The following is a 22934-nucleotide window of genomic DNA, read 5'->3' on the forward strand; positions in this document are numbered from 1 at the left end:
TCCTGTCCCGATGGTCAGAATTCAATTTGCAGTGCAGCAGGAAATATTAAAATTTTCTGATGCAGTTATTTGCTACGAAATTTGTACAATTCAAAATTAAACACCGTTTTTCAACAACTTCAGCGATACCGCCGGGCGTTGTTAAGCCGCTTCACGTGCGAAGATAATCACATTCTATCCCTGGCTATTCCTTTGGACAGTTCCATTTGGCTTGCCAGCTTGTTAGGCAAGGCGTTAAGAGGGATTATACGTTCGACCAGTATTGGGACGCTGGAGTAATAGAACGATCGGTTGCTTTGGTAGAAGGCAACCCGGTGCAAATTGCATCAAGGGATGATAAAGCGGCGATTAGACCGGGTATTACACCCGGTGAATTGCGGCATAGGGACAGGGGGTTGCTGGGTGTTAACACACAGCAGAAATCAGGCGATTTTACGCGACCTTTTTGCGCTGGGCGATGTTGTCGTTCTGCTGCTGGGCGCGATTGTGGCCTCTCTCCTGCGGTTTGATACCTTTTTCCCGCCCGACGGATTTCTGGTTCCCACCTTTATGGCGCCACTTGTCTATCTGATGGTGATGGTCATGGTGCGGGGCTATCAAACCCTTAACCCCGAAACCATGCAGATCGGCCTTTTCCGGCTTTTGACGGCCCAGCTTGGGACCTATGCCTTGCTGCTGGTATTTGCCTATTTCGCCAAAGTTTCCGAAGATTTCTCCCGCCTCTGGACCGGTTATTCACTTCTGACCGGCACGGCGCTTTTGATCGCCTTACGGATAGGTGTGTTTGTCTGGCTGCGGCGCAAAGGCATTGCTGGCCATTTCCGGCCGCGTGTGGCGCTCATTTCCAGCGCACCTGAACCGTTGATCATTTCGCAATTGCGAGCCCGCGCCGAGAGCCACAGTTTTACTATTGTCCATAATCACCGGATTGTGCAGGACGAACAGGCTGGCGGCAGCCTGCGCGACGCCCTTTTGGAAATGCGCTCAGCAAAGCCCGACATTGTGGTGATGGCGGTTAATTCCAACGACAAAATCCGCTATGCTGATATCCTTGATGATATTGGCGCGATCTCATCGGATCTGGTCGAGATTTCGGACCTTAATGAAGGCCAGACGGGCGATGTTGCCAGCGAATGGGTTATTTTGGCCGGGCTTCCCTTTTTGCGCCGGGCCATGCGACCCTTTGGCGAACGGGGATGGTGGGTAAAGCGCCTGGAGGACATTCTTCTTGGTGCTGTTGCCCTGTTGCTCCTGTCGCCCATTATGCTGGCAATTGCACTTGCCGTTAAACTCACCAGCCGCGGACCTATACTGTTTGCCCAGTTGCGTCATGGCTTTAATGGCGAGACAATCCGGGTGATGAAGTTTCGCTCCATGTATGTGGATAAAATGACCGACACCCCGGAAAAAGTACAACAGGCGCGCCGGAACGACCCGCGCATCACGGCGCTGGGCGCATTCCTGCGTAAAACCAGCCTGGACGAGCTGCCGCAGCTGTTTAACGTGCTGCGCGGCGATATGTCACTGGTCGGCCCGCGCCCCCATGCTACGGCGCATAACGAGCTTTACCGCACCCGCATCGACGGCTATTTCGCCCGCCACCGGGTAAAACCCGGCATCACTGGCTGGGCCCAGGTCAATGGCTGGCGCGGCGAAACCGACACCGACGAAAAAATGCGGCAACGGGTGCTACACGATATGTTCTACATCCAGAACTGGTCCCCATGGCTGGATATCCGGATTATGTTTATGACCTTGGTGAACGGGTTTGTTCATCGGAATGCTTATTGACAATAAAGACTGTTGTAAAAAATTTTATGCACGTACTGAATAAAAATACACATTTTGAGGTCAGTAAGTATACGTGCATGCGATGGTTAATTTTGCTTCAATATCTTCCAAATGCAAAATAAAACGTTGACTTGATACAGAAAATAGCTGCGGTCTACGCTTGCATACTTGCGTATGACAAAGAGGAACATGCATGAAGATCATGATTCTTGGTCTTAATTATGCACCTGAAAAGGTTGGTATAGCGGTCTACACCAGCGGCATGGCCGCTCATCTTGTTGAAATGGGCCATGAGGTACATGTAGTGACAGGGCAGCCTTATTATCCAGGATGGCATATTATGAATGACCACCGAGCCATTCTATGGAAAAAACGAACTGAAGAAGGTGTCCACGTTACCCACTGCCCTCATTACATACCGGCACGGCCTAGTGGAAGGTTACGTATTCTACATCATGCAAGTTTTGCCATCTCCTGCCTTGTACCTACGCTATATAAGACAATACATCTTCGGCCACACTGGGTCATCACCATTGCTCCGTCACTCCTCTCGGCTCCCGTGGCACTCCTTGCTGCATGGATCAGTGGTAGTAAAAGCTGGTTACACATCCAAGACTTCGAGATTGAGGCAGCATTTGCGACTGAGCTGTTAGCCAAACATGGTCTTGCAGCGCGCTCTGCGCGCTGGTTCGAACAGAGAATGCTTAAAGCTTTCCGACGGGTAAGTACTATATCACCGCAAATGTGCCTTAAACTGGCAGAAAAGGGCGTTAAGCCTGAGCGTATCCGAGAGTTTCGTAACTGGGCGGACATCACTGCAGTGTACCCTCTCGAAACTCCATCGCCTTATCTCGCCGAATGGGGGATCAAAACACCTCATGTCGCACTCTATTCCGGAAATATTGGCAACAAACAAGGCATAGAGATAATCATCGAAGCTGCTCGTATGTTGGTAGCACGCCAAGACCTCACCTTTGTCATTTGTGGGGAGGGACCAAATCGCGCAGCTCTTGAGTCACTGGCATTAAACCTTCCTAATATACACTTTTTTGATCTTCAGCCGAAAGAACGCCTAGGTGAACTGCTCAACCTAGCCACCATCCACTTAATGCCCCAAATAAAAGATGCAGCTGATTTGGTATTACCCTCCAAACTAACCAATATGTTGTCTTCGGGTAGGCCGGTAGTAGCAAGCACACCTGCTGACAGCGGCCTTGCATTAGAAGTGGCAGATTGTGGGATTGTAACCGAGCCAGACAATCCCACAGCATTCGCTGAGGCCATTGCAAAACTGGCAGACTGCCCCTCGCTCCACGCGTCTTACGCAAAAAACGCCCGAACCCGTGCTGAAGTACGCTGGAACGGACTAGGAATATTAGCAGAATGGGAGAAAGAGTTGCATTGTAAGAACTCTGAAAGCCCGAAAACGAGAGATTTTATGGATGTCTAGCGCGAAAAGACTGATACAACAGGGAAGGTTTATTTTTTGGCTATGGAACCACCCTCTAACTCAGCATGGTCGGGCGAAAACAATCATCCGATTTATAAAGTGGCAAATAGGGTCTCGAATACTCAAAAGAGAAGTTGTACTTCCGTTTGTAGATAACAAAGTTCTTCTGGTATCCAATGGCATGACTGGAGCAACAGGAAATTATTATTGTGGTTTGCACGAACATAAAGAAATGGCATTTGTACTACATTCTCTACGCATAGGAGACCTTTTCGTAGATGTTGGTGCAAACGTCGGCTCTTATACAATTCTGGCCAGTCACACTGGAGCGAATGTTATCTCAATTGAACCTATACCATTCACATTTAACCAACTAAGAAAGACGATTGCTGTCAATCTTCTCACAAATACACATGTTGTAGCACATTGTATCGGATTGGCAGATCAGGAAGGAGAACTTGTTTTTACTGCAGATTTAGACACAACGAATCACGTTGTACCAAAAGATCTCTCAGAAAAAGATAAAGATATACCAACTCAAACGATTACGGTACCAGTTATTACTCTGGATACATTGTTAAAAGACCAAGCCGCCACAATGATCAAAATCGATGTTGAAGGATTTGAAGGCCTTGTGCTCAAAGGTGCTGAATCTGCCTTAAAATCAGATAAGCTTATTGCCGTCATCCTTGAAATGAACGGTAACAACAATAGATACGGACTAGAAGATCAAGACATTTTAGATCTAATGGCAAAAAACGGTTTTTTTCCTTTCTCATATGACCCCTTCACGAGAGATTTCCAAAATGCCCATATAGGGGAAGGTAATACGATTTTCTGTAAATTAACACATAAACAAGCGATCCTGGAGCGTGTTGCAGCCGCACCGAAGTTTTGTCTGGCCAATGGAACATCTATATGATTGGAAAGACCTTCCAATATCCTCTTATTCTGCGTTTGCGACGAGGTGTCGTGACAAAACGATTAGTAAAAGGGGTAGCAGCCAACTTACTGGGAAAAATCTGGGTGTTGTTAGCGCAACTCTTGGCAATTCCAGTTTTGACCGCTTATTGGGGGGCGGATGGATATGGCGTTTGGCTAATGTTAATTACCATCCCGACTTATCTGAATTTAAGTGATGTTGGCTTGGGGACAACCGCAAGCGTCGAAATGACCAGACGGATTGCAAACGACGATCCGCAAGGCGCACATGCCACTTATCATAGCGCGTGGGTGTTCATGACCGGACTAACCGGGACGTGTGCGATGCTGGCGATAGGATATGCCACTCATATTGCAATCAATGCGACACCGAATGCGAACCGTTTCGAAGGTGTATCGCTCGCATTCGCAATAGTTTCAATGACACTTTATGCCATCGTTTCTGTGCAAATGCGTCTGCTGCAAGGATTATATCAGGCGACCCACAAATATGCTCTAGGTACATTTCTCAATGGCTTAGTCGTTCCCGTCGAGGGAATCGCGATGGTCATCGTGGCCATAAGCAATGGTGCTATTTTGGAGCTTTCTCTGGCTATGCTCGGTATACGGTTAGTAGCATGGTTGATTTTCTATCGCATCCTCCGGCGTCATGAGCCATGGTTTGCTCTTGGCTGGCGTGCTGCTACTTGGGACCAATTTAAAACTCTCTTCAGGCCTTCCCTTGCCGCCTTCTGCCTCGTCGTCGCCGACGCTCTCATGCTGCAAAGTATAATTGTAATTCTGGGCTGGGTGGCAGGCACCAGCACAGTGGCGATCTTTGGTGCTGCTCGCTTCTTGAGCCGCGCGCCCCTCCAACTCTCCAGTCTTCTGTCGCGCGCCAGCCTGCCGGAATTGACACGCGCCCTCACCGCAAAAAATTTTCTGCTGTCCAACCGTCTCGCCGGTCTAAATGTCCTGACAGCGCTGTCTATTACACTGCCTTTCGCCCTATTTCTTTGCCTATTTGGTACCGATTTGCTGCGGCTTATCTCTCATAACCAGCTGAACGCTGGACGGATGCTCTTTATCGGGCTTGCTCTTGCAGCCACGTTAAACGCTGTTTGGGGAGCCCTGGCAACACCTCTCCTCTCTTTGAATCAGCAGGGCCTCTTCTCATACCACTACCTTATCGCAGCGACCTTACTTATCTCTGTTCTCGTTGTCTCGCCTTGGGATAAAGGTCTCACTTCTGCTTGGGGTATGGCATTAGTTGAGGCAGGAATGGTGGGAACCGTGGCTTCTCGGTCAAAACTAATAGGTTCAATTCATGTCAGCCATTAACCTCATTATCCTAATTTTTCTTACGTTTTTTTATGTCTGGTTATTTTTCAGTAGAATCCGCAAATATGGCCCAACATTTTCTTTGGGCATAACACTTGGCGTGTTGTTTTTTTTATTATTTCCTCTATGGATCGCAGCTTTAAATGGGGAATTAACTCTTGATTTACAAGCAACGATGTTGACCAGCATCCCAATTCTTGAATGGAACAAAGGTGCAGAAACTATTTTTTGGATGCTACTCCCTATCATTTCCGTCACCCCCTATGTATTTCGCGCCTCGAAAAAAAAACATTTTCAAGAATCAGAAAATGAAAAAAATACGTTATCACTACGCTCTTGGGTGTTCATATACATTTTAAGTGAATTATTATTCTTTGCTGCATCCGGTTTGATAGGTGGAGGAGAACACTGGTACCGATCCAGGAATGAATTTTACAGTCAATACGGACAAAGCGCCGTTCTTTTTTCTTTTACAGTGTCTGCCTTAAGAATTATAACAATTGCACGAATTATGTCAGAACACCTATCGGGAGCACTATCGACAAAATCCACGCTAGGCCTTTGCATATTCATTTCATTAACCACATTATACACCACGGGAAATAGAATATTTCTTCTATTTATAGCCGCAGAAATCCTTATCGTTCTTATCATAAGAAGAAGATATTTTTTAATTCTTATTGGAGTAATTGCCGCAATTCCCTTTGGGTTTGCAATGAGCATTTTCAAATGGATTCGTGTATATATGCACACTTACTCTGATTTTTCCGTCTCAGGAATATTATCCGGCATCAACTCTGGAATAAACTTCTCCCTGCAGCAGATGACATTAGAGGGATTTAAACAAAGAGATTTCTTTCAAGGAATTGTGGAATCCGCGAACGTGAATGTTTATTACGGAATAGTAAAAAACTTTGGAACAACAACCCCATTACTATGGGGTGAAACTATTGGAAAAATTTTCGTATTTTGGGTCCCTCGCTCTTTTTGGGAAAACAAGCCAGAAACCATCACCGTCATCATGGCACAATTTATGGCTCCAAATATATCTACATTAAGTCTAGTAACAACAATTTTTGGAGAGTTCTATGCAAACTTTGGCGTAATATCCTTGATTGCACTCCCTATTACACTGTTTTTCGTCGACAAGTTATTTTCGCCTCTTTACCATAACTCCTTAAGCTATCAATTTACAATGTTTTTGTTTGGAATTGCAATTATTCGATTCCCCATGTCAGATTTCATAATTTACATGTTGATTTTAGTTGCCATTATGTGGATAGATAGAAAATTACTTGCATCAATTTATTCAAAAAAAAACAACAGATCGCACGATAAAGGACAGTTTCTATAATGAAAAAATTTATCTACATACAATCATTTATTACGCTGTATCGCGAACCTGTTATTCTTGCTCTAGCCAAAAAATTTCGTCTTACAATCATGGCCGACTTGAACCCTGAAGATAGCCTAGGATACAATACCAGAGGTGAACTACCAGCACACAAATATATTAATTCAAAACGCCTATCAATATGCAACCATCGGTTATTATTTCAACCGCACGTCGACTTAATGTCACTCCGTGAAATAGATGGAATTTTAATTGATGCAAATATTCGTTTAGTCTCCCTTTGGTTGCTACTCTTCCGCTGCCGCCTATCAGGCGTAAAGTTATATTTACACGGGCAAGGAGCTTATCGTGTCCTCTACCCACGCTTAATCCATCGAATACTTTTTAAAACATTAGTAAATTTATCTACTACATATATATGCTATAATGACGCAGCTCGGAAAACTCTCATCGACATAGGATGTTCAAAACAAAAACTAGCCGTTGCCAATAACTCTCTAAACTTAAAATCCATCGTAGTCCCTAAAGAAAAAACAGGAACGGAAACAGGAATACTTTTTATCGGACGACTGCGTGAAAGATGCCGCTTGGAAATCTTATTAAATGCCATTTCAGATCTTCGTTCAAATGGACAAGAGATAACAGCTCACGTCATTGGAACAGGTGAACTGGAAAGCTTTTATCGCAAAAAATATTCTAATAAAAATTGGATAATTTGGCATGGAAATATTTTTGAAGATTCAAAAATAGCAGAAATTAGTCGTCAGTGTAGAGTTGGTTGTTATCCTGGAGACGCGGGGCTCTCCATTGTGCACTATTTTGGGTTATCTCTTCCTCCAATTGTCCACGACCAAATGCATCGACATATGGGTCCAGAGCCTCATTATATTCAAGAAGGAATAAATGGATTTTTATTTTCCCCTGGAAATTTATCCGAAAAGCTGAAGGAAATATGGCTCATGCCAACGCATAAAATTCATGAAATTTCTACATCGGCTCAAAAATCATATTGGAACCTTAACACCCCTCCCCTCGGCGAGAAAATTCTAGAAATAATTAATCGCTCAGAAGACTCAATAGAATGAAATTTTTTCTCTTGCGAAAACTTATCTCTTTCAATTTTAATATAGTTTCCGCAAAAATATCCTGATCATATAGCCAAATAATGGAATAAATAGAAATGAAAAAATTTGACATCCATAAATGGCGGCCAGAGTTGGGCGCAGGAGGATACGCAAATGATGACTCCAATATGGCTTTTTATCTACGCATCCATGCTATTCTACCTAAAAATGCTGTTATACTTGATTTAGGTGCAGGACGCGGCCCAAATTTAGAAATGGCTTCCAAGAGCCAGTTTCGCTGGAAGTTCATGAATCTATACGAACATTGCCAGCATCTGATCGCTGCAGACATTGACCCAATCGTCACAGAAAATATGTTTGCGCACGAAACGATCGTTCTCAAGCCTAATGCCCCCTATCCTTTTAAAGATAACCAATTCGACATCATAATTTCGGACTGGGTATTAGAGCACATTGACGACATATCATCTTTTAGCTCTGAACTGTATCGAATATTAAAGCCGGGAGGGTGGTTCTGTGCACGAACTCCGAATAAATTCGGTCTTATAGGCCTTGGCGTCAATTTTTTGGGTGCTTTCGAGCATATAATTCTTCCCTGGCTTCAACCAGAAAGACAGACAATTGATGTCTTCCCGAAACACCACAAATTGAACACTCTTTCCGCCTTATCCACCGCATTCAAGAAAGATCATTGGCATAATTGTACATACAGAGTTTCTACACAACCTGCTTACCATGCGAACAAAAACTGGCTATTCTGGGCAACAGAAAAATGGCAAAAATTTTCTCCAGAGTGCATGAAAACAATTATTTTAGTTTTCATGCAGAAAAAACCATCAGATAATCAACAAAAAATAAAAAATTGACTTCATTCTCTCCACAGCAAAGAATGATTTTTCAATACAACAGAGATTATCATTACACGCCCCCTAAAACCCGCATTAGAAAAGGGAAACGCATGAAGCCAATTAAAACACAAAAAATTCACACAAAAGATAAAAGTAGGCTCAATGCAAAATGATTAGTTTTGTGAAGATAAACGTCATTCGCGCCGAGACATGCAAAAAGTAAAAATATCATTTACTTATGGGGATTACTAAGAACCGACGTCACGGTATTATCAAAATGATGAAACATAAGCAACTGAGCATAGCTAGATGAAAACCATTTTTCGACGTTTTCTCAAAGCAATACACTTAGCCTCCAACCCGATTTATCGGCACGGATTGCGGCATGGTGTTGCGGCGACAATCGAGCACCGTGTTGCGTTAGAGACACTTAACTTAAAAACCATTATCGATGTTGGTGCTAACAAGGGACAGTTTTCGTTATTCGCGCACGCTCTGTTTCCTCACGCAATCATTCACGCTTTCGAACCTTTAAAGGGACCGGCACAATGTTTTACACGCATGTTCCAGGATAAATCCAACATAATATTGCACCACTGCGCGCTCGGTAATGACGGGAGCATAAATGTCATTCATATTTCAGGCCGCGAGGATAGCTCATCCTTATTACCTATTTTACCACGCCAAAGTCATCTATTTCCGGGAACCAATGAGGTTGGCACACAAAACATTAAGGTTACCCGTGGCGATGACGCTCTATTCGGGATCAACCTTCCCAAGCCTTTACTCATCAAGCTAGATGTACAAGGCTACGAGAAATCGGTACTAGAGGGAATGCCCACGTTACTTGCACAAGCCGACCACGTTTATGCCGAGATTTCGTTTCAAGAACTTTATTCTAACCAAGTACTCGCGGGAGAATTAATTGCCTACTTGCAACAACAAGGTTTTATTCTCAAAGCAATTTACCATCTAAGCACCGACAAACAGGGTCAACCTGTTTATGCGGACGCGTTGTTTGAGCGACAAGTCACATGATCCCATCTATTGCAGTAATCATCCTCACCTATAACGAAGAAATCCATCTGGCACGCGCACTGGACAGCGTGGCATCCGTTGCCCACTCGATACATGTAATTGATTCTGGTTCCACGGATTCCACATGTGCCATTTCCCAGAAATTCGGGGCAGAAATACTTACTCATCCATTTAAAAATTATGCAGACCAATTCCAGTGGGCATTAGAGCATATTTCCACCAATGCATCCTGGATTTTACGACTCGATGCAGATGAGATTATCGAACCAGATCTAGCTGCTCGTATCCGAACAGAACTACCCCATGTTACAGCGGATATTTCCGGCATTAGTTTTGATAGAAAACACATTTTTTTAGGCCGTTTTATTCGTCATGGCGGACGTTATCCGCTGCGGCTTTTACGCCTTTTTCGGCGAGGAAAAGGCCGGATCGAACAGAGGTGGATGGATGAGCATATTGTCGTTGAAGAAGGAAGGACAGTGCATTTCTCGGGCGGCTTTGCAGATCATAATCTCAATGACCTCACCTATTTTACAGACAAGCATAACAAATACGCTACCCGCGAGGCAGTAGACGTCTTAATCCGCCGCCATAGTCTCACCACACCAGACGAAGCCCTCACCGCAAAGACATCTGCTCAGCAAGCGGCATGGAAACGTCAAATCAAAGAGAAAATCTATAATCGTCTTCCCTTGTGGATAGGACCAATCGCCTATTTCATCTATCGTTACATTTGGCAATTAGGCTTCCTTGACGGAAAAGAAGGTCTAATTTACCACGGTCTACAAGGACTGTGGTATCGCTTTCTTGTTGGTGCCAAGGTAGAAGAGTTGGATCTAGCCTTACGTTCATGCAAAGATAAAGATAAAAAAAAGGAAATACTAAAAATAAGAACAGGATTGAAAATTTTTGAAACCAACATGGATAATATTAAAAATGGCAACAAATATTGAGTCTATCGATGGATATACATGGGAAAACTCATCCCATGAAAACTCTCACAGTTATATCTTACCTGCTATTAATAAAATTATTTCCGAACACGCATCAAAGAAAAAAAATAAATTAAAAATTTTTGACCTTGGATGTGGCAATGGTTCATTAACACACCAGCTTTCTCAACTTGGATATGACGTTTGCGGGGTAGACCCCTCCCAAGAAGGAATTTCGATCGCAAACCAAGAATTCCCACACCTAAAATTGACGCAAGGCTCCGCTTATGATGATCTAGCAAAACAATATGGAACTTTTGATATTGTCGTCAGCATCGAAGTTGTAGAGCATGTCTATGCACCGCGCATCTATGCTAAGACTTTACACAATTTGGTTAGTGAAAAAGGTTGCGCAATTATCAGCACCCCATACCACGGTTATTGGAAAAATCTCGCTATAGCCTTACTGGGAAGATTTGATAAACACTTCACTGCCTTATGGGATCATGGTCACATCAAGTTCTGGTCCATAAATACACTTGACCAATTGCTGAAAGAGGCCGGATTTTCTGATATTAAATATCACCGAGTCGGGAGGATACCTGCATTGGCCAAAAGCATGATAGCGGTTTGCTATAAATAAAAAACACACAAAGAATCAAAATTAATATCTTACACAAAAAATTCTCTATTTTTTCAAGAATATGAGAATTTTAGGCGAATGTGGTCATTTTAAATAATGATATTTCCCCAATCGTCTTATGTGGTGGTTCTGGGACACGTTTATGGCCGTTATCACGCCGGGATTACTCAAAGCAGTTTGTGTCCCTGATTGGTGGCAGGTCCCTGTTGGAGATGACTTTTTCCCGGTTAAAGCCTTTCGGGTCAATTGTCGCTATCGGTTCGGAAGCACAGCGTTTTCTGGTTGATGAAGCCGCTGGTCTTGCTGGTTGCGATGTCACGCAGGTGCTTGAACCGTTTGCTCGTGATACAGCCCCTGCGATGGCACTTGGTGCATTGGCGGTTGGCAAAGCAAATGACCTCCTGTTGTTTTGTCCAGCGGACCATTTTATTCCCGATGACGAGGCTTTTGTGGAAATGGTGCAAGGTGCGGCACCAGCGGCGGCCGAAGGCAAAATCGTAACGTTCGGTGTTGTGCCGCATGCGCCAAGTACGGCTTATGGCTATATTGAAATGGGTGAAAAGCTAGAGAATGGCTGTTTTCAGTCACGTGGCTTTTTGGAAAAACCCGGTATTGAACGGGCAACGCAATTTCTGGCATCGGGAAAGCATGTCTGGAATGCCGGGATTTTTCTGGTGCGCCGGGATGTTTTGACGGACGCCCTTGCGACATTTGCACCAACAACTCTGAAAGCCTGCGAAGAGGCGATCAGCCATCATTCAAAAGACGGACGGTTTATTCGTCCTGACGCCGCAGCCTTTGCCAATGCCGAAGCGAAAAGCATCGATTATGCAGTGATGGAAAAGGCCGAGAATGTCGTCGTCTGTCCCTTTTCCGGAAGCTGGAGCGATGTGGGCAGCTGGAATGCCCTGGCTGATCTTAATCCGGCGGATGAAGCTGGCAATAGCGCGGGTGGCGCGACTGGCAACGTAAAAGCCATTGCGACAGAAAATACATTTGTACATGCGGACCCGAACCGCCTTGTTGTCACCGTTGGTGTCAAAGACCTGATTGTTGTTGATACGCCAGACGCTGTCATGATCACCACATGAGGTTTCTACTGCATCAACCAGTTTTTAACTACAGCCTGATCCATAAGATCCAACTCACCCCGATTACATGCAACAATTGCACAGTCTTCCTGTTCCAACCGGCGCACCAATGCGGATCCAACCATGCCGATATGCCCTGCAATGTAAATCCGTTTTCGGATGAAATTATATTTCGACCTGGCCATCGTCAATGCTCCATAGTTGTAAACAGAACGCACGAAATCGTTGGATACATCTGAGTGTATCCAACGGACGTCTCTTATTCTGTTATTTTCCGGAAATAGAAAACTAAACAGAATGTGCGGCAGGCGCACTTCATGTATGGACACAAATCCTATATCAAATAAAAACAAACGGAAAAAATTTATCCAAAAGATAACCGGTCAAACCATAACGCATACCTATGTTTTTCAACTTACCTCCGACCATGTTCTGCCATAGTCATTCGTGAAAATGCTGCTGCAGATACAAAAATAAACGTAATACCCATTCCAGGAATTTGCAGGCTAAAATCAGTCAAGGCATGTGCCCCTACAATACACATCACTGATGTACCAACAATCAAATACACACTATCTTTACGAGCTACAAATATAGCTTTGGTAACCTGATAAAAAACAACAAGAAAAATAACGAACAGAATCACAAACCCATAAAAACCCGTACCAAAATAAAACTCCAGGTAACTATCGTGAGCAAGGCTCCATGTCAGCGGGCTCAATTTCACATCCTTAAAGGGTCGAAATCCGGGCTCAAAAGTTCCGTAACCATAGCCCGTAGACAATGCCTGTGTCCCTGCTGCCGCTACGGCGTCATAAAGATGTAAACGGAGCTGCTGATCTCCTTCAAGATACTCAAATCGCTTCTCTAGCCCGGCCCCGCTAATCGCAAACCCTCCCACCGCCAACAAAACCGCGCCGGCGATCATCACATTGCCAAAGCGGGGCGATACCATTTTACTAAATCGAAAGCATAAAAGAGCGACAAACACGCCGATCATACCGCTGACAAAACCCGCGCGGGAATGGGTGAGCATGAGCGCCGTGCCGGTGGTCAGCACGCCGACCAACGGCAACCAGGCACTGACCAGCGTGCCATCAAGCATTTTGCGGGTAATCTGGCGGGCGGTGCCGCCATCGCGGAAATCGCGAGCGAGGATTTTAACGAGGTAAACCAGCGAGGCGACGAGGCCGATTGCCGCATAGGTGGCATAGCTGTTGCGGTTAATAAAAGTGCTGGTCAAATCGCCGCGATAGGCGGTTTTGTCGTACCAAAACACCGTTTCCCAGCCACCGAAATAAACAATGAGGCCATAGACAGCGTAAACGGTTGAGACCAGCACAAAGAATTTCAGCATCGTCGATGCATTTTCGCGTTTGCGACCATAGCGCGCTGACAACCAGAAGACACCAGCATAGGCCAGCAGCACCATCAGGGCGTCCCATGTCAGGTCCGGGGCGATGGTGACGCGTGGCGCAAGCTCGATACCCAGTTGGGCACTGGCTTCCGCCCAGATTGGATGGGCAATGGCGGGAACAATCCCCGGCGTCGCCTGCACAATGATCCAAGCCACAACGATGAAAAACAGGATCATTGGAATTTTTATGCGGGTATAAAAGCGGCGTTCGCCCTCCGGTGGCGACATCAGGCACGCGATCGCATCCAAAACAACAAGAATACCAACCCACAAGGACAATAAAGACCAGGCCCAGGGAAGGTTGCTGCCAAAGGGAAGAGGTGCCAGCGCAACCAGTGCGAGCAATCCCCAAAACACGATGCGGCGTAAAAGACGTGCCACTTTCTTCCCTCCATTTCCCGCAGCAAAGGCGCGATCTGCCATCGCTTTTGCAAGCTGTCCCTTCTGCCTAATTACCGTTGATCCGGGATCACGTCAGCAATAAACATAATTTTATTGATACTTCATCGCCTACTGGTTGCTGCGCGCCTGAAAATTCCGTATAGCTAATCGACAAAACCGGGTTTGGGACAACCCGGGACCAAGGGATACATACCGGGGGCCAGTTTGAGCAACTCCACCACCTCATCGACCGTAACTGCGAATGCGCAGGCGGAAGAAAAACGGTCGCGACTGAAATCGCTGGCCAACAGCTTTACACCCAATAACGATAACGACGAAATCGACCTGCAGGAACTTCTGCGCACGCTTTGGCGTCGCAAAAGCGTTATTTTCTCGATCGTCGTTTTGCTGACGGTTCTGGTCACGCTCGTCGTTTTCCAGATCGCGCCAAAATATACCGCTGCAACCAATGTCATTATCGATGGCCGAAAAAACCAGGTTGTCGATATTGAAAGCGTGATGAGCGGCGTATCATCCGAAATGGGTGCATTGCTGAGCGAAGTGGAAGTGATCAAATCCAGCTCGCTGATCCGCCGGGTGGTCACTGACCTTAACCTTGAAAAAGACCCGGAATTCAATGCCGAGCTTCGCGAAGTTCCCTGGTATAAAACCCTTCTCAAGCCGGAAACCTATGTCGGTGATGATTTTCTGGTTTCCATAGGTTTGAAAAAACCCGAAGTCCTGCTTAGCGAGACCGAACAGGCCGAAGAACGCACCAACCGTGTGATCAACAATGTCAAAGAGCATATGGATGTCAGCATTGTTGGCCGTTCCCAGGTCATTGCCATCAGCTTCACCTCGACCAATGCCCGCAAGGCATCGCTGATCGCCAATACCATTGCCGATCAATATATCGTCGATCAGCTGGAAGCAAAATTCGAGGCCACCCGCCGCGCCACCTCGTGGCTGAATGACCGTCTCGCCTCGCTTCGCGATAAAGTCCAGGTATCGGAAGGTGCTGTTCAGGCGTATCGGGAATCAATTTCAAGTCAGGTTGGCCAGGGCTCCAAGCTCACCGAACAGCAGATTTCCGAGCTCAACTCCCAGCTTATTCTGGCCCAGGCCAACCGGGCCGAAGCCCAGGCGCGCTTAAACCAGGTGCAGCGCCTGCTGGGTAACACAGCGGACCTTTCATCCGCCGCCGAAGTTCTGAACTCCCCCCTGATCCAGCGGTTGCGCGACCAGGAAGCGGAACTTTTGCGCAAAGTATCAGAACTTGAATCCCGTTACGGCAGCCGTCACCCGGCCATGATCAAGGCCCGGGCCGAGTTGACCGACCTACGTGGCTCGATCGAGCGTGAAGTTCGCAAGATCGCCCAGAGCCTGAAAAACGAGGTTGGTGTTGCCCAGGCACGTGTCAGCACGCTGCAGCAAAGCCTCAATAGCCTTGAGAGCAAAAACAACACCCAGAACCAGGCTGAAATCCGCCTGCGTGAACTGGAACGCGAAGCAAATGCCAACCGGCTGCTTTACGAAAACTTCCTCAACCGGTTCAAAGAAACCAACAGCCAGGAAGACCTGCAGCAGGCCGATGCCCGCATCATTTCACGCGCCGAAGTCCCGGTTGATCCTTCTGCGCCGAAAAAGCAGCTGATCATTGCTGTTGCGTTTGTTGGTTCCATCTTCCTCGGTGTGGTTCTGGTGTTCGTGCTGGAGCAGCTTGATAACAGCTTCCGCAGTACCGAGCAGCTTGAACAGATTGCCGGTGTACCGGGGATCGGCATGATCCCGCTTCTGACCGGCAACCTGCTGGGCAAAACCGATGTCGGACGGTTTCCAACGCACAAGCCCGGTTCGGCAACAACAGAATCGGTCCGCAGCCTGCGCACCTCGCTGATGCTCTCAAACGTGGATAACCCGCCGCGCATCGTTGGCATTACCTCAACTGTACCTTCCGAAGGTAAATCCACTCTGGCCGCCTGGCTGGCACAGGTTACGTCCAATTCCGGTCAGCGCACGCTTCTGGTGGATTGCGACCTTCGTCGTCCCACGGTGCATAAAACCTTTGGTGCGGATAACAAACACAGCCTTGTTGAACTGCTTGCCGATGAATGCACCATCGACCAGGCGATCAAGAAAGACGAGGAAACCGGTCTTTACCTGCTGCCGGCCAAGGTCACACAGGCCAATGCGCTTGATCTTCTGTCCTCAAGCCATATGCAGACAACCCTGATGGCACTTCGCGAGCATTTCGATTTCATCGTGCTTGATGCGCCGCCAATCCTTGCGGTTTCAGACTCCAAGGTCATCGGCCTGATGGCAGATAAAATGCTTTATGTCGTTAAATGGGACAGCACGCCGCGCGGTCTTGTCAAGGCTGGGCTTAAAGAAACCACCGAAGCCGGGATCGACCTTGCCGGTGCGGTGCTGACCCAGGTCAATGTCAAGAAGCACGCCAAATATGGCTATGGTGATTACGGCTATTATTACGGCCGTTACAAAGACTATTACGCCAAGGGATAAAGATGCGCTTTATTTCAAAGCGCAGGCTTCCTGCGATTATCGGCCTTCTGGCGGGAACGGGGTTACTCGTTCTCGCCGTGCCCCATACCATTGCAGCCATGCTGCTGGCACTTTCAACCCAGCGCTACGATTATATCAGCAATCCCAATACCAGCGACACCACGCTGGGCGAGCTTTATGACACGACGATGGATGCCATCGACTGGGTTCCAACCTCGAAGGCATGGACCCGGATCGGTTATATCGAAATGGAGCGCGCCAAGCGGGCAGATACAACAGAAGATCAAACCGACCACTACCTGAAGGCCGACAGCGCCTTTACCTCTGCCCTGACCATTTCGCCAATGGATACCTATACCTGGACACGCCTGACCTTTACCCGCCTGAAAACCGGTGGCGCAACGGATGGCACCGCAGTTGAGTCGCTGCGCATGTCCCTGCTGACCGGCCCTTATGAGCGTAATATCGCCGTTAACCAGATCAGTTATGCCGTCAGCCTGTGGTCACAATTAACCCCGGCTGAACAACATGACATCCAGGAAAAAATCCGCTGGATCGACACGCTGGAACACCGGGATCTGGTGGCACTTGCCAAACGCAATTCATCAGCTCTCGAAATCACGGTCGGTGCAATGTCCACCGCCCCGACAAATTTATTCCAGCGTTTTATCCGTGATATCAACAAACCCGGTTCAAATACGAAATAACCGGCCAAGCTGAAGTAGCGCAGCGTAAAACCATTGATACCCCTAGCAGCGGCCGAACTGATACGACAGCGCCACATCTGTCACCAAAGCATCACACCACACTTTTTAAGTGCATAATTGACAATTGAAACGCTTGTGACAGCCGGGAATTTGCGAAATCTCAACGCAATCCGCCTAATTTCAGCCCTATTACCAAGAATCCGAAACGGCTAATTTGCAGCCAAAAACAGATACTTCCGAATCAGATGACCTCGGGTCATAACCCTACCTGTGCTTTAAGAGGGGGCTTTCCTATCTGAATATCTGGTATAGAGCTAATGGCCGTTCGAATTATGTTGTAAATTAGCAACAGTGTTGACCCGTTCTCGTGATAAATCACGTCAAACGTGCAATATTGTTTGCTTACGCGAAATCGCTCCCATAGATTTATTCTCACGGATAAGGGTCAAAAGGCAGGATATGTACGCCTTGTTGCCCACTGGGGACAGAACAAAGCGCACGTAAGGGAGTCGCTGGAACATGAAGATGATGAGCAAACTTGCAGCAGTCACTGCATTGGCCGGTGGCATGCTTTTAGGGGCCTATGCCCCTGCTATGGCACAATCCGCCTCTATTACACCAACCATCATTGCATCGCTACAGTCTGCAAACACGTCACCCGATGCGCTTGCCACAGCTGTACGGGCACTGGTTGCGGGAAATCCTGGCGCCGCAGCCACCATTGCCGCTGCTGCTGCCAAATTTAACCCGGCTGCGGCTGGCCTGGTAGCAGGCGCTGCTGCTGCCGCTGCACCCAGTACTTCCGCCGGTGCGATTGCGGCTTCTGTTGTTGCGGCAGTTCCGACCTCGGCGACAGACGTAACCACTCAGGTCGTCTCGGCAGTTCCTGCCGCCGCTGCACAGGTTGCCGTTTCGGTTACCAAAGCGGGCGGTGCAAACGCCAATCCGGCAGCCGTTGCTGCCGCTGCGACGCGTGCAGCACCCAGCAGCGCACTGGCAGTTGCAGCTTCTGTATCAAAAGCCAACCCGACCGCTGCTAACCAGATCGCAAGCCAGGTTGCAGTGGCTGCAGCCCAAAGCGGCTCTACGACAAATTCCGGTGCAATTGCAGCAACCGTTGCAGCCAGTGCCAATGTAAATAAGGACAGTGTGGTCAGTTCTGTCGCCGCTGCGACCGGCCAGACAGAAACCGAAGTAACCAATCAAGCTGATGACTCGGCAGTTGAAGCATCAACCGCTGCGGCAAATGCAGACGCGACAGTAAACGCCGCGAATAGTGACGTAGCTACGGCTGAAACGGCAAATGACCAGGCTGATACCAGTACCCAAACAGCCGAAGCAAACAATGATACAGGCGGTGAAGCCGGTGATGCTGGTGAAGTGGCAAATGAAAACGAAACACCCAGCGCTGCTCAGGACGATAATCAGAGTAGCCCAACTCAGCCCCAGAACCAAGGCTGATCGGGACACCCTGCCAACATATTAAATGCTTGAAGATTTAGTAAGGGGATACAAAGTGAAATTTCTTAAAGGGGGACTGCTCGCATCCGTAGCAGTTGGCGCATTGGCGGTTGTTCTTCCGGCAGCGGCGCAGGAAACAGTTAATCCTGATCAGGCAGTGACCCAGCGCGCGCCTGAAGGATATGAGCCGAACGGCATTACCGTTGGTTCTTTCCGCCTTTATCCGAAGGTTGAAGCCGCGGAAGAATATAACGACAATATCTACAAGTCGAACACCAACGAAACCGACGATTACATCACCAAGATTTCGCCGGGCCTGCAGTTGCGTTCGAACTGGAACCGTCACTTCCTGCAGTTTGAAGCATCTTCAGAATTCGGCATTTATGCCGATACCAACGACAACGATTATGCTGACTACAATCTTCGTGCAACGGGCCGTGCAGATGCAACCGAAGCCCTTAAATTCAACGGTGATGCACGCATGCAGCACCTGCATGAAGACCGTGGTGGCGACGATGTTGCAACCGATGCCAAAGAACCGGTTGAATATGACAAACTGACCGGCGTTATTGGCGGCACCTACAAGCCCAACCGCTTTAGCGTTGGCCTGACCGGTACGGTTGACGATTACGATTACGACGACAACTCCACCATTGGTGGCGGCACCGACAACAACGATGACCGTGACCGCACCGAAACCAAAGGTGAAGTTCGCTTCGGTTACGAAATCCAGACCGGTTACGAAGCCTTCATCAAAAGCTCGGTCAACGAACGTGATTACGATTCGAACGTTGATGATGGTGGTGTGAACCGTGATTCCAGCGGTTACAAAGTCCAGGCCGGTATCGCCATTGACCTTGACCGCCTGATCCGTGCCGACCTTGGCGTTGGCTGGATGGAACAGGATTACGATGACCAGTCCCTGAAGGATGTTGATGGTTATTCGGCAGATGCCCGCATTCGCTGGAACATCACCGAGCTGACCACGCTGCGCGCAACCGCATCGCGTACCATCAACGAAACCACCACAACCGGTGCATCGTCGACAATCGGTACTGCAGTTGGTCTTGGTGTGGATCACGAACTGCTTCGCAACCTGATCCTGAATGCCGATGCGAAATATTACAACTCTGACTACCAGGGTATTTCGCGCGAAGACGACAAATACACCTATTCCATTGGCGCGGATTACAAACTCAATCGCAACCTCTTTGGCGGCATCAAGCTGACCCATGAAACCCGCGATTCGACCAACACCGTCAATGAATATGATCAGAATGTGATTATGGTAAAGGTCGGCGGCCAGTTCTAATCTGCCGAGTTACCGTTCCGCATTCTTGTTATAGATGCTATGATCCCTTCGGGTTCGCCCGAAGGGATTTCTTTTAGACAGGTTGGTTATGCGTAAATTTTGTGGATTCGTCTTCGCCCTGTTCATGTCGCTTATGGCCATCAATGCTGCCTATGCGGCACAGCCGGTTTATACACTTGGCTCGGGCGACAAGATAAGAATTACGGTATTTGGCGAACCCGACTTATCGGGCGAATTTGAAGTTTCCGGCGAAGGGCAGCTGTCTTTGCCGCTGATCGGCATTGTCAGCGCCGATGGCAAAACCCTGCATCAGCTCAGCAGCGATATCGAAACCAAATTGAAAGATGGCTACCTCGTTGACCCCAAAGTCAGCGCCGAAGTCCTCAATTATCGCCCGTTTTATATTCTGGGCGAAGTCAAGGAACCGGGAAGCTATCCTTTCGTCAATGGCATGAGCGTGCTTAATGCGGTCGCACTGGGCGGCGGCTTTACCTATCGCGCTGATAAGGATGACATTCTGATCATCCGTGGCGGCGATGAAAGCCGCAAACCGGAAAAGGCAACGCCTGAAACAATCGTGCTGCCGGGCGACATTGTCCGTGTCGAAGAACGTTTCTTCTAAGCCACGTCAGGTTCCGAAATTGAAAAAGACCGGTCCCGTGCCGGTCTTTTTTTGCGTAAAAGCCATTAAATGCCAAACAAGCTAGGTTGGCTATCAAACAAACCTGTAATCACGGCCCTCAAGGCGTAAACAGGTCAGTTTATTGGAATAATAGGCCCCGGTATCAAGGCCGATGCGATGATTACGCACGGTTGGCTCTTCGGTCACAGTGTGACCGTGCACCACAACCTTTGGCAAAGCCCCGGAAAAGCTTAAAAACGGTTCGCGGATCCAGCGCAAAATCTCTGGCCCCTGGCCTGCAATCGGCCGTTCGGGATCAATCCCGGCATGAACAAACAGATAGTCTCCAAGCTCGAAACTATCGCGAAAACGCGTAAAGAAGCGGTCATGCCCGGCGGCCTGCATCGCCGCATTCAAATCTTCCGATACCTTGATTGCCTTTTCGGCATTAAATGCACCCGCCGCAACCGACACATTGTAGCTTAGCAATGTTTCAGCGCCACCATAGGTCAGCCATTCCAGGCTATTGGGTGCATCATCAAGAAACCTGACCATGAATTCTTCATGGTTGCCCATCAGCCACACCTGATCGATGTCCTGATCCTCATGACTTAAAATAAGATCAATCACCTGCCGGCTTTTAAGCCCGCGATCCACCAGATCGCCCAGATAAATGATCGTCTTTTTCTGTCCCTCTTTCACCGGGTCTGCCAGAATTTTAGTAAGCTTTTGTTCAAGCAGGTCGGCACGGCCATGGATATCGCCAATGGCATAAGCCACAATTGCCTCCGGCACGGATGCATCATCCAGCCCAACCCTGCGATTACCAGCAGGCTTTGCAGCCGATTGCGTCGGCTTGTTCTTTTTGCCGAACCACCCAAACATGAAACATCCTCATTCTTTTTCCCGTATCAGGACGATCGGGAACGTCTTGAAAGTCATCGCCAGCACAGACAGATAAACGGGTTGTCGGCCCTATAACCTGGCCGGTGAACAGGCTGATCACTGTGACGGCAACGATAACGTTGCATGACAGCAAATAATGCCCGTTCAACCATCGCCGCAGCGCCTGAATTTCGGCACCATAACCGAAACCAAACCGGGCTTAGTCCTTGGCCACCAGGTTCATATAAATCCAGACCCGATATGTCTTTCCATCCGGCCCGCTATAGGCGAAATGGCCCCAGTCGTTTTTCTGTTCAAGCAACTGCATCGGTGTGCTTTGCGGCATGGCAAAGGCAATTTCAAAATCGGTTCCCGGCCCCATCCGGGCATTCACATTATCCGACGTGGTGCGCCAAACATCACCGCTGGTAGCCGAAGTCACACCATTATCGGCTACAGCAGCCGGTTCCGACGAAGCATCCGCCCCATCCGCCTCATTCGCCCCACCATCAGGCTTCACCACATCACTGGTATCACTTTGCCCGGCAGATGCCTGCCGATCATTGCTGTCGCCAGCGGCTGCATTGTTATCAAGGGCATTATTCATACCCAATGCCTGTGATTCCCGGTTTTCAAGCGCTGTGGTTTCGTCGGCCATCGCGGCAGAATCACCTTCAACTGCACCCACAAGTTTAAGCGGCCGGCCGTCGACCACAAGCTGGCTGAGCTTCCAGCAGGCGCCATCATCACCGCCATTCGGGCCGCAGCTATAATCGACCTGGCCATAATAAGCCGGCGAAAGGTTACCACTGCGCGCCGTGCCACGGAAAACCCAGCTATCGCCTTCAATACGATCCCCAGGCACCAGCATAGCAATCTTATAACCATGAAGATCAAAAACCGGTGTGACCTGATCGGCAATTCCCGAATAAAGCTGTGCCGGAGACGGCATGAAGCGGTCGGCCATCCTTTGCTGTTTTGCCTGCTGCTGGTTCCAGTAGAACCACCCACCGGCGGCGACAAGCCCAAGAACGACGACTCCAATTAACAGCTTTTTCATTCAAACCCGCTTTTGCACGATTACCTGGCACACCCGAAAGTCGAATACGGCAATCCCCACCCCTTCGGGACC

20 protein-coding genes are annotated in these 22934 nt (G+C 48.1%); 16 read left to right on the top strand and 4 right to left on the bottom strand.

The window, feature by feature from the left end:
* The first annotated feature begins 402 nt into the window (after positions 1–402).
* The 11 genes from CSC3H3_RS18880 (at position 403) to CSC3H3_RS18930 (ending at position 12494) form a co-directional block, all read left to right on the top strand.
* Positions 403–1791 (top strand): undecaprenyl-phosphate glucose phosphotransferase, encoded by a 1389-nt coding sequence (locus CSC3H3_RS18880; protein ID WP_157831956.1) that lies wholly within the window; start codon positions 403–405, stop codon positions 1789–1791.
* A 193-nt stretch (positions 1792–1984) separates the two neighbouring features.
* Complete coding sequence (locus tag CSC3H3_RS18885; protein WP_101285829.1) at positions 1985–3241, top strand: WcaI family glycosyltransferase; 1257 nt, start codon at positions 1985–1987, stop codon at positions 3239–3241.
* Positions 3234–4163, top strand: coding sequence for an FkbM family methyltransferase (locus tag CSC3H3_RS18890; RefSeq protein ID WP_101285830.1), 930 nt, complete (start codon positions 3234–3236; stop codon positions 4161–4163). Before CSC3H3_RS18885 ends, CSC3H3_RS18890 begins: the two co-directional genes overlap by 8 nt.
* Complete coding sequence (locus CSC3H3_RS18895; protein ID WP_101285831.1) at positions 4160–5503, top strand: lipopolysaccharide biosynthesis protein; 1344 nt, start codon at positions 4160–4162, stop codon at positions 5501–5503. The genes CSC3H3_RS18890 and CSC3H3_RS18895 overlap by 4 nt, the downstream gene beginning before the upstream one ends.
* Positions 5490–6857 carry a hypothetical protein gene (locus CSC3H3_RS18900; protein ID WP_101285832.1) on the top strand — a complete coding sequence of 456 codons (1368 nt, stop codon included), beginning with the start codon at positions 5490–5492 and terminating at the stop codon, positions 6855–6857. The genes CSC3H3_RS18895 and CSC3H3_RS18900 overlap by 14 nt, the downstream gene beginning before the upstream one ends.
* Positions 6857–7942: a glycosyltransferase gene (locus CSC3H3_RS18905; RefSeq protein WP_101285833.1), complete on the top strand. Its 1086-nt coding sequence runs from the start codon at positions 6857–6859 to the stop codon at positions 7940–7942. Before CSC3H3_RS18900 ends, CSC3H3_RS18905 begins: the two co-directional genes overlap by 1 nt.
* A gap of 95 nt (positions 7943–8037) precedes the next feature.
* Positions 8038–8808, top strand: coding sequence for a class I SAM-dependent methyltransferase (locus CSC3H3_RS18910; protein ID WP_101285834.1), 771 nt, complete (start codon positions 8038–8040; stop codon positions 8806–8808).
* 291 nt (positions 8809–9099) lie between these two features.
* On the top strand, positions 9100–9828 hold the full coding sequence (locus tag CSC3H3_RS18915) for an FkbM family methyltransferase (protein WP_101285835.1): 729 nt from the start codon (positions 9100–9102) through the stop codon (positions 9826–9828).
* Complete coding sequence (locus CSC3H3_RS18920; RefSeq protein WP_101285836.1) at positions 9825–10781, top strand: glycosyltransferase family 2 protein; 957 nt, start codon at positions 9825–9827, stop codon at positions 10779–10781. Before CSC3H3_RS18915 ends, CSC3H3_RS18920 begins: the two co-directional genes overlap by 4 nt.
* A complete protein-coding gene (locus CSC3H3_RS18925; RefSeq protein ID WP_101285837.1) occupies positions 10765–11403 on the top strand; it encodes a class I SAM-dependent methyltransferase in 639 nt (212 codons plus the stop codon). Before CSC3H3_RS18920 ends, CSC3H3_RS18925 begins: the two co-directional genes overlap by 17 nt.
* Positions 11404–11483: 80 nt before the next feature.
* Complete coding sequence (locus tag CSC3H3_RS18930; protein ID WP_101285838.1) at positions 11484–12494, top strand: mannose-1-phosphate guanylyltransferase; 1011 nt, start codon at positions 11484–11486, stop codon at positions 12492–12494.
* A gap of 5 nt (positions 12495–12499) precedes the next feature.
* On the opposite strand, the gene CSC3H3_RS18935 is transcribed toward CSC3H3_RS18930, so the two are convergent.
* Positions 12500–12679, bottom strand: a complete 180-nt coding sequence (locus CSC3H3_RS18935; protein WP_101285839.1) for a sugar nucleotide-binding protein — start codon at positions 12677–12679, stop codon at positions 12500–12502.
* Positions 12680–12909: 230 nt separating this feature from the next.
* On the bottom strand, positions 12910–14334 hold the full coding sequence (locus tag CSC3H3_RS18940; RefSeq protein WP_101285840.1) for an O-antigen ligase family protein: 1425 nt from the start codon (positions 14332–14334) through the stop codon (positions 12910–12912).
* Between the two features lie 183 nt (positions 14335–14517).
* On the opposite strand from CSC3H3_RS18940, the gene CSC3H3_RS18945 reads away from it, so the two are divergent.
* The 5 genes from CSC3H3_RS18945 to CSC3H3_RS18965 all read left to right on the top strand — a co-directional run bounded on the left by CSC3H3_RS18945 (position 14518) and on the right by CSC3H3_RS18965 (position 20917).
* Complete coding sequence (locus tag CSC3H3_RS18945) at positions 14518–16815, top strand: GumC family protein (protein ID WP_172963449.1); 2298 nt, start codon at positions 14518–14520, stop codon at positions 16813–16815.
* 2 nt (positions 16816–16817) lie between these two features.
* Entirely contained in the window at positions 16818–17522 is a 705-nt protein-coding gene (locus CSC3H3_RS18950) for a hypothetical protein (RefSeq protein ID WP_101285842.1), read from the top strand.
* A 525-nt stretch (positions 17523–18047) separates the two neighbouring features.
* On the top strand, positions 18048–18983 hold the full coding sequence (locus CSC3H3_RS18955) for a hypothetical protein (RefSeq protein WP_157831957.1): 936 nt from the start codon (positions 18048–18050) through the stop codon (positions 18981–18983).
* A gap of 55 nt (positions 18984–19038) precedes the next feature.
* Complete coding sequence (locus tag CSC3H3_RS18960) at positions 19039–20295, top strand: outer membrane beta-barrel protein (RefSeq protein ID WP_157831958.1); 1257 nt, start codon at positions 19039–19041, stop codon at positions 20293–20295.
* 88 nt (positions 20296–20383) lie between these two features.
* The gene (locus CSC3H3_RS18965; RefSeq protein WP_101265095.1) at positions 20384–20917 is read left to right on the top strand and encodes a polysaccharide biosynthesis/export family protein; all 534 of its coding nucleotides are present in this window, start codon (positions 20384–20386) and stop codon (positions 20915–20917) included.
* Positions 20918–21010: 93 nt separating this feature from the next.
* Here CSC3H3_RS18965 and CSC3H3_RS18970 read toward each other — a convergent pair whose 3' ends face one another.
* Positions 21011–21802 carry a metallophosphoesterase family protein gene (locus tag CSC3H3_RS18970; RefSeq protein WP_101285844.1) on the bottom strand — a complete coding sequence of 264 codons (792 nt, stop codon included), beginning with the start codon at positions 21800–21802 and terminating at the stop codon, positions 21011–21013.
* 220 nt (positions 21803–22022) lie between these two features.
* Positions 22023–22862, bottom strand: a complete 840-nt coding sequence (locus CSC3H3_RS18975) for a tetratricopeptide repeat protein (RefSeq protein WP_101285845.1) — start codon at positions 22860–22862, stop codon at positions 22023–22025.
* Positions 22863–22934: the final 72 nt, after the last annotated feature.

Source organism: Thalassospira marina (genome assembly GCF_002844375.1).
GTDB classification, from domain to species: domain Bacteria; phylum Pseudomonadota; class Alphaproteobacteria; order Rhodospirillales; family Thalassospiraceae; genus Thalassospira; species Thalassospira marina.

Coding starts and splice junctions, on each gene's coding strand:
- CSC3H3_RS18885 (WP_101285829.1), top strand. CDS start 1,985: ATGAAGATCATGATTCTTGGTCTTAATTATGCACCTGAAAAGGTTGGT.
- CSC3H3_RS18890 (WP_101285830.1), top strand. CDS start 3,234: ATGTCTAGCGCGAAAAGACTGATACAACAGGGAAGGTTTATTTTTTGG.
- CSC3H3_RS18895 (WP_101285831.1), top strand. CDS start 4,160: ATGATTGGAAAGACCTTCCAATATCCTCTTATTCTGCGTTTGCGACGA.
- CSC3H3_RS18900 (WP_101285832.1), top strand. CDS start 5,490: ATGTCAGCCATTAACCTCATTATCCTAATTTTTCTTACGTTTTTTTAT.
- CSC3H3_RS18905 (WP_101285833.1), top strand. CDS start 6,857: ATGAAAAAATTTATCTACATACAATCATTTATTACGCTGTATCGCGAA.
- CSC3H3_RS18910 (WP_101285834.1), top strand. CDS start 8,038: ATGAAAAAATTTGACATCCATAAATGGCGGCCAGAGTTGGGCGCAGGA.
- CSC3H3_RS18915 (WP_101285835.1), top strand. CDS start 9,100: ATGAAAACCATTTTTCGACGTTTTCTCAAAGCAATACACTTAGCCTCC.
- CSC3H3_RS18920 (WP_101285836.1), top strand. CDS start 9,825: ATGATCCCATCTATTGCAGTAATCATCCTCACCTATAACGAAGAAATC.
- CSC3H3_RS18925 (WP_101285837.1), top strand. CDS start 10,765: ATGGCAACAAATATTGAGTCTATCGATGGATATACATGGGAAAACTCA.
- CSC3H3_RS18935 (WP_101285839.1), bottom strand. CDS start 12,679: ATGGCCAGGTCGAAATATAATTTCATCCGAAAACGGATTTACATTGCA.
- CSC3H3_RS18940 (WP_101285840.1), bottom strand. CDS start 14,334: ATGGCAGATCGCGCCTTTGCTGCGGGAAATGGAGGGAAGAAAGTGGCA.
- CSC3H3_RS18950 (WP_101285842.1), top strand. CDS start 16,818: ATGCGCTTTATTTCAAAGCGCAGGCTTCCTGCGATTATCGGCCTTCTG.
- CSC3H3_RS18955 (WP_157831957.1), top strand. CDS start 18,048: ATGATGAGCAAACTTGCAGCAGTCACTGCATTGGCCGGTGGCATGCTT.
- CSC3H3_RS18965 (WP_101265095.1), top strand. CDS start 20,384: ATGCGTAAATTTTGTGGATTCGTCTTCGCCCTGTTCATGTCGCTTATG.
- CSC3H3_RS18970 (WP_101285844.1), bottom strand. CDS start 21,802: ATGTTTGGGTGGTTCGGCAAAAAGAACAAGCCGACGCAATCGGCTGCA.
- CSC3H3_RS18975 (WP_101285845.1), bottom strand. CDS start 22,862: ATGAAAAAGCTGTTAATTGGAGTCGTCGTTCTTGGGCTTGTCGCCGCC.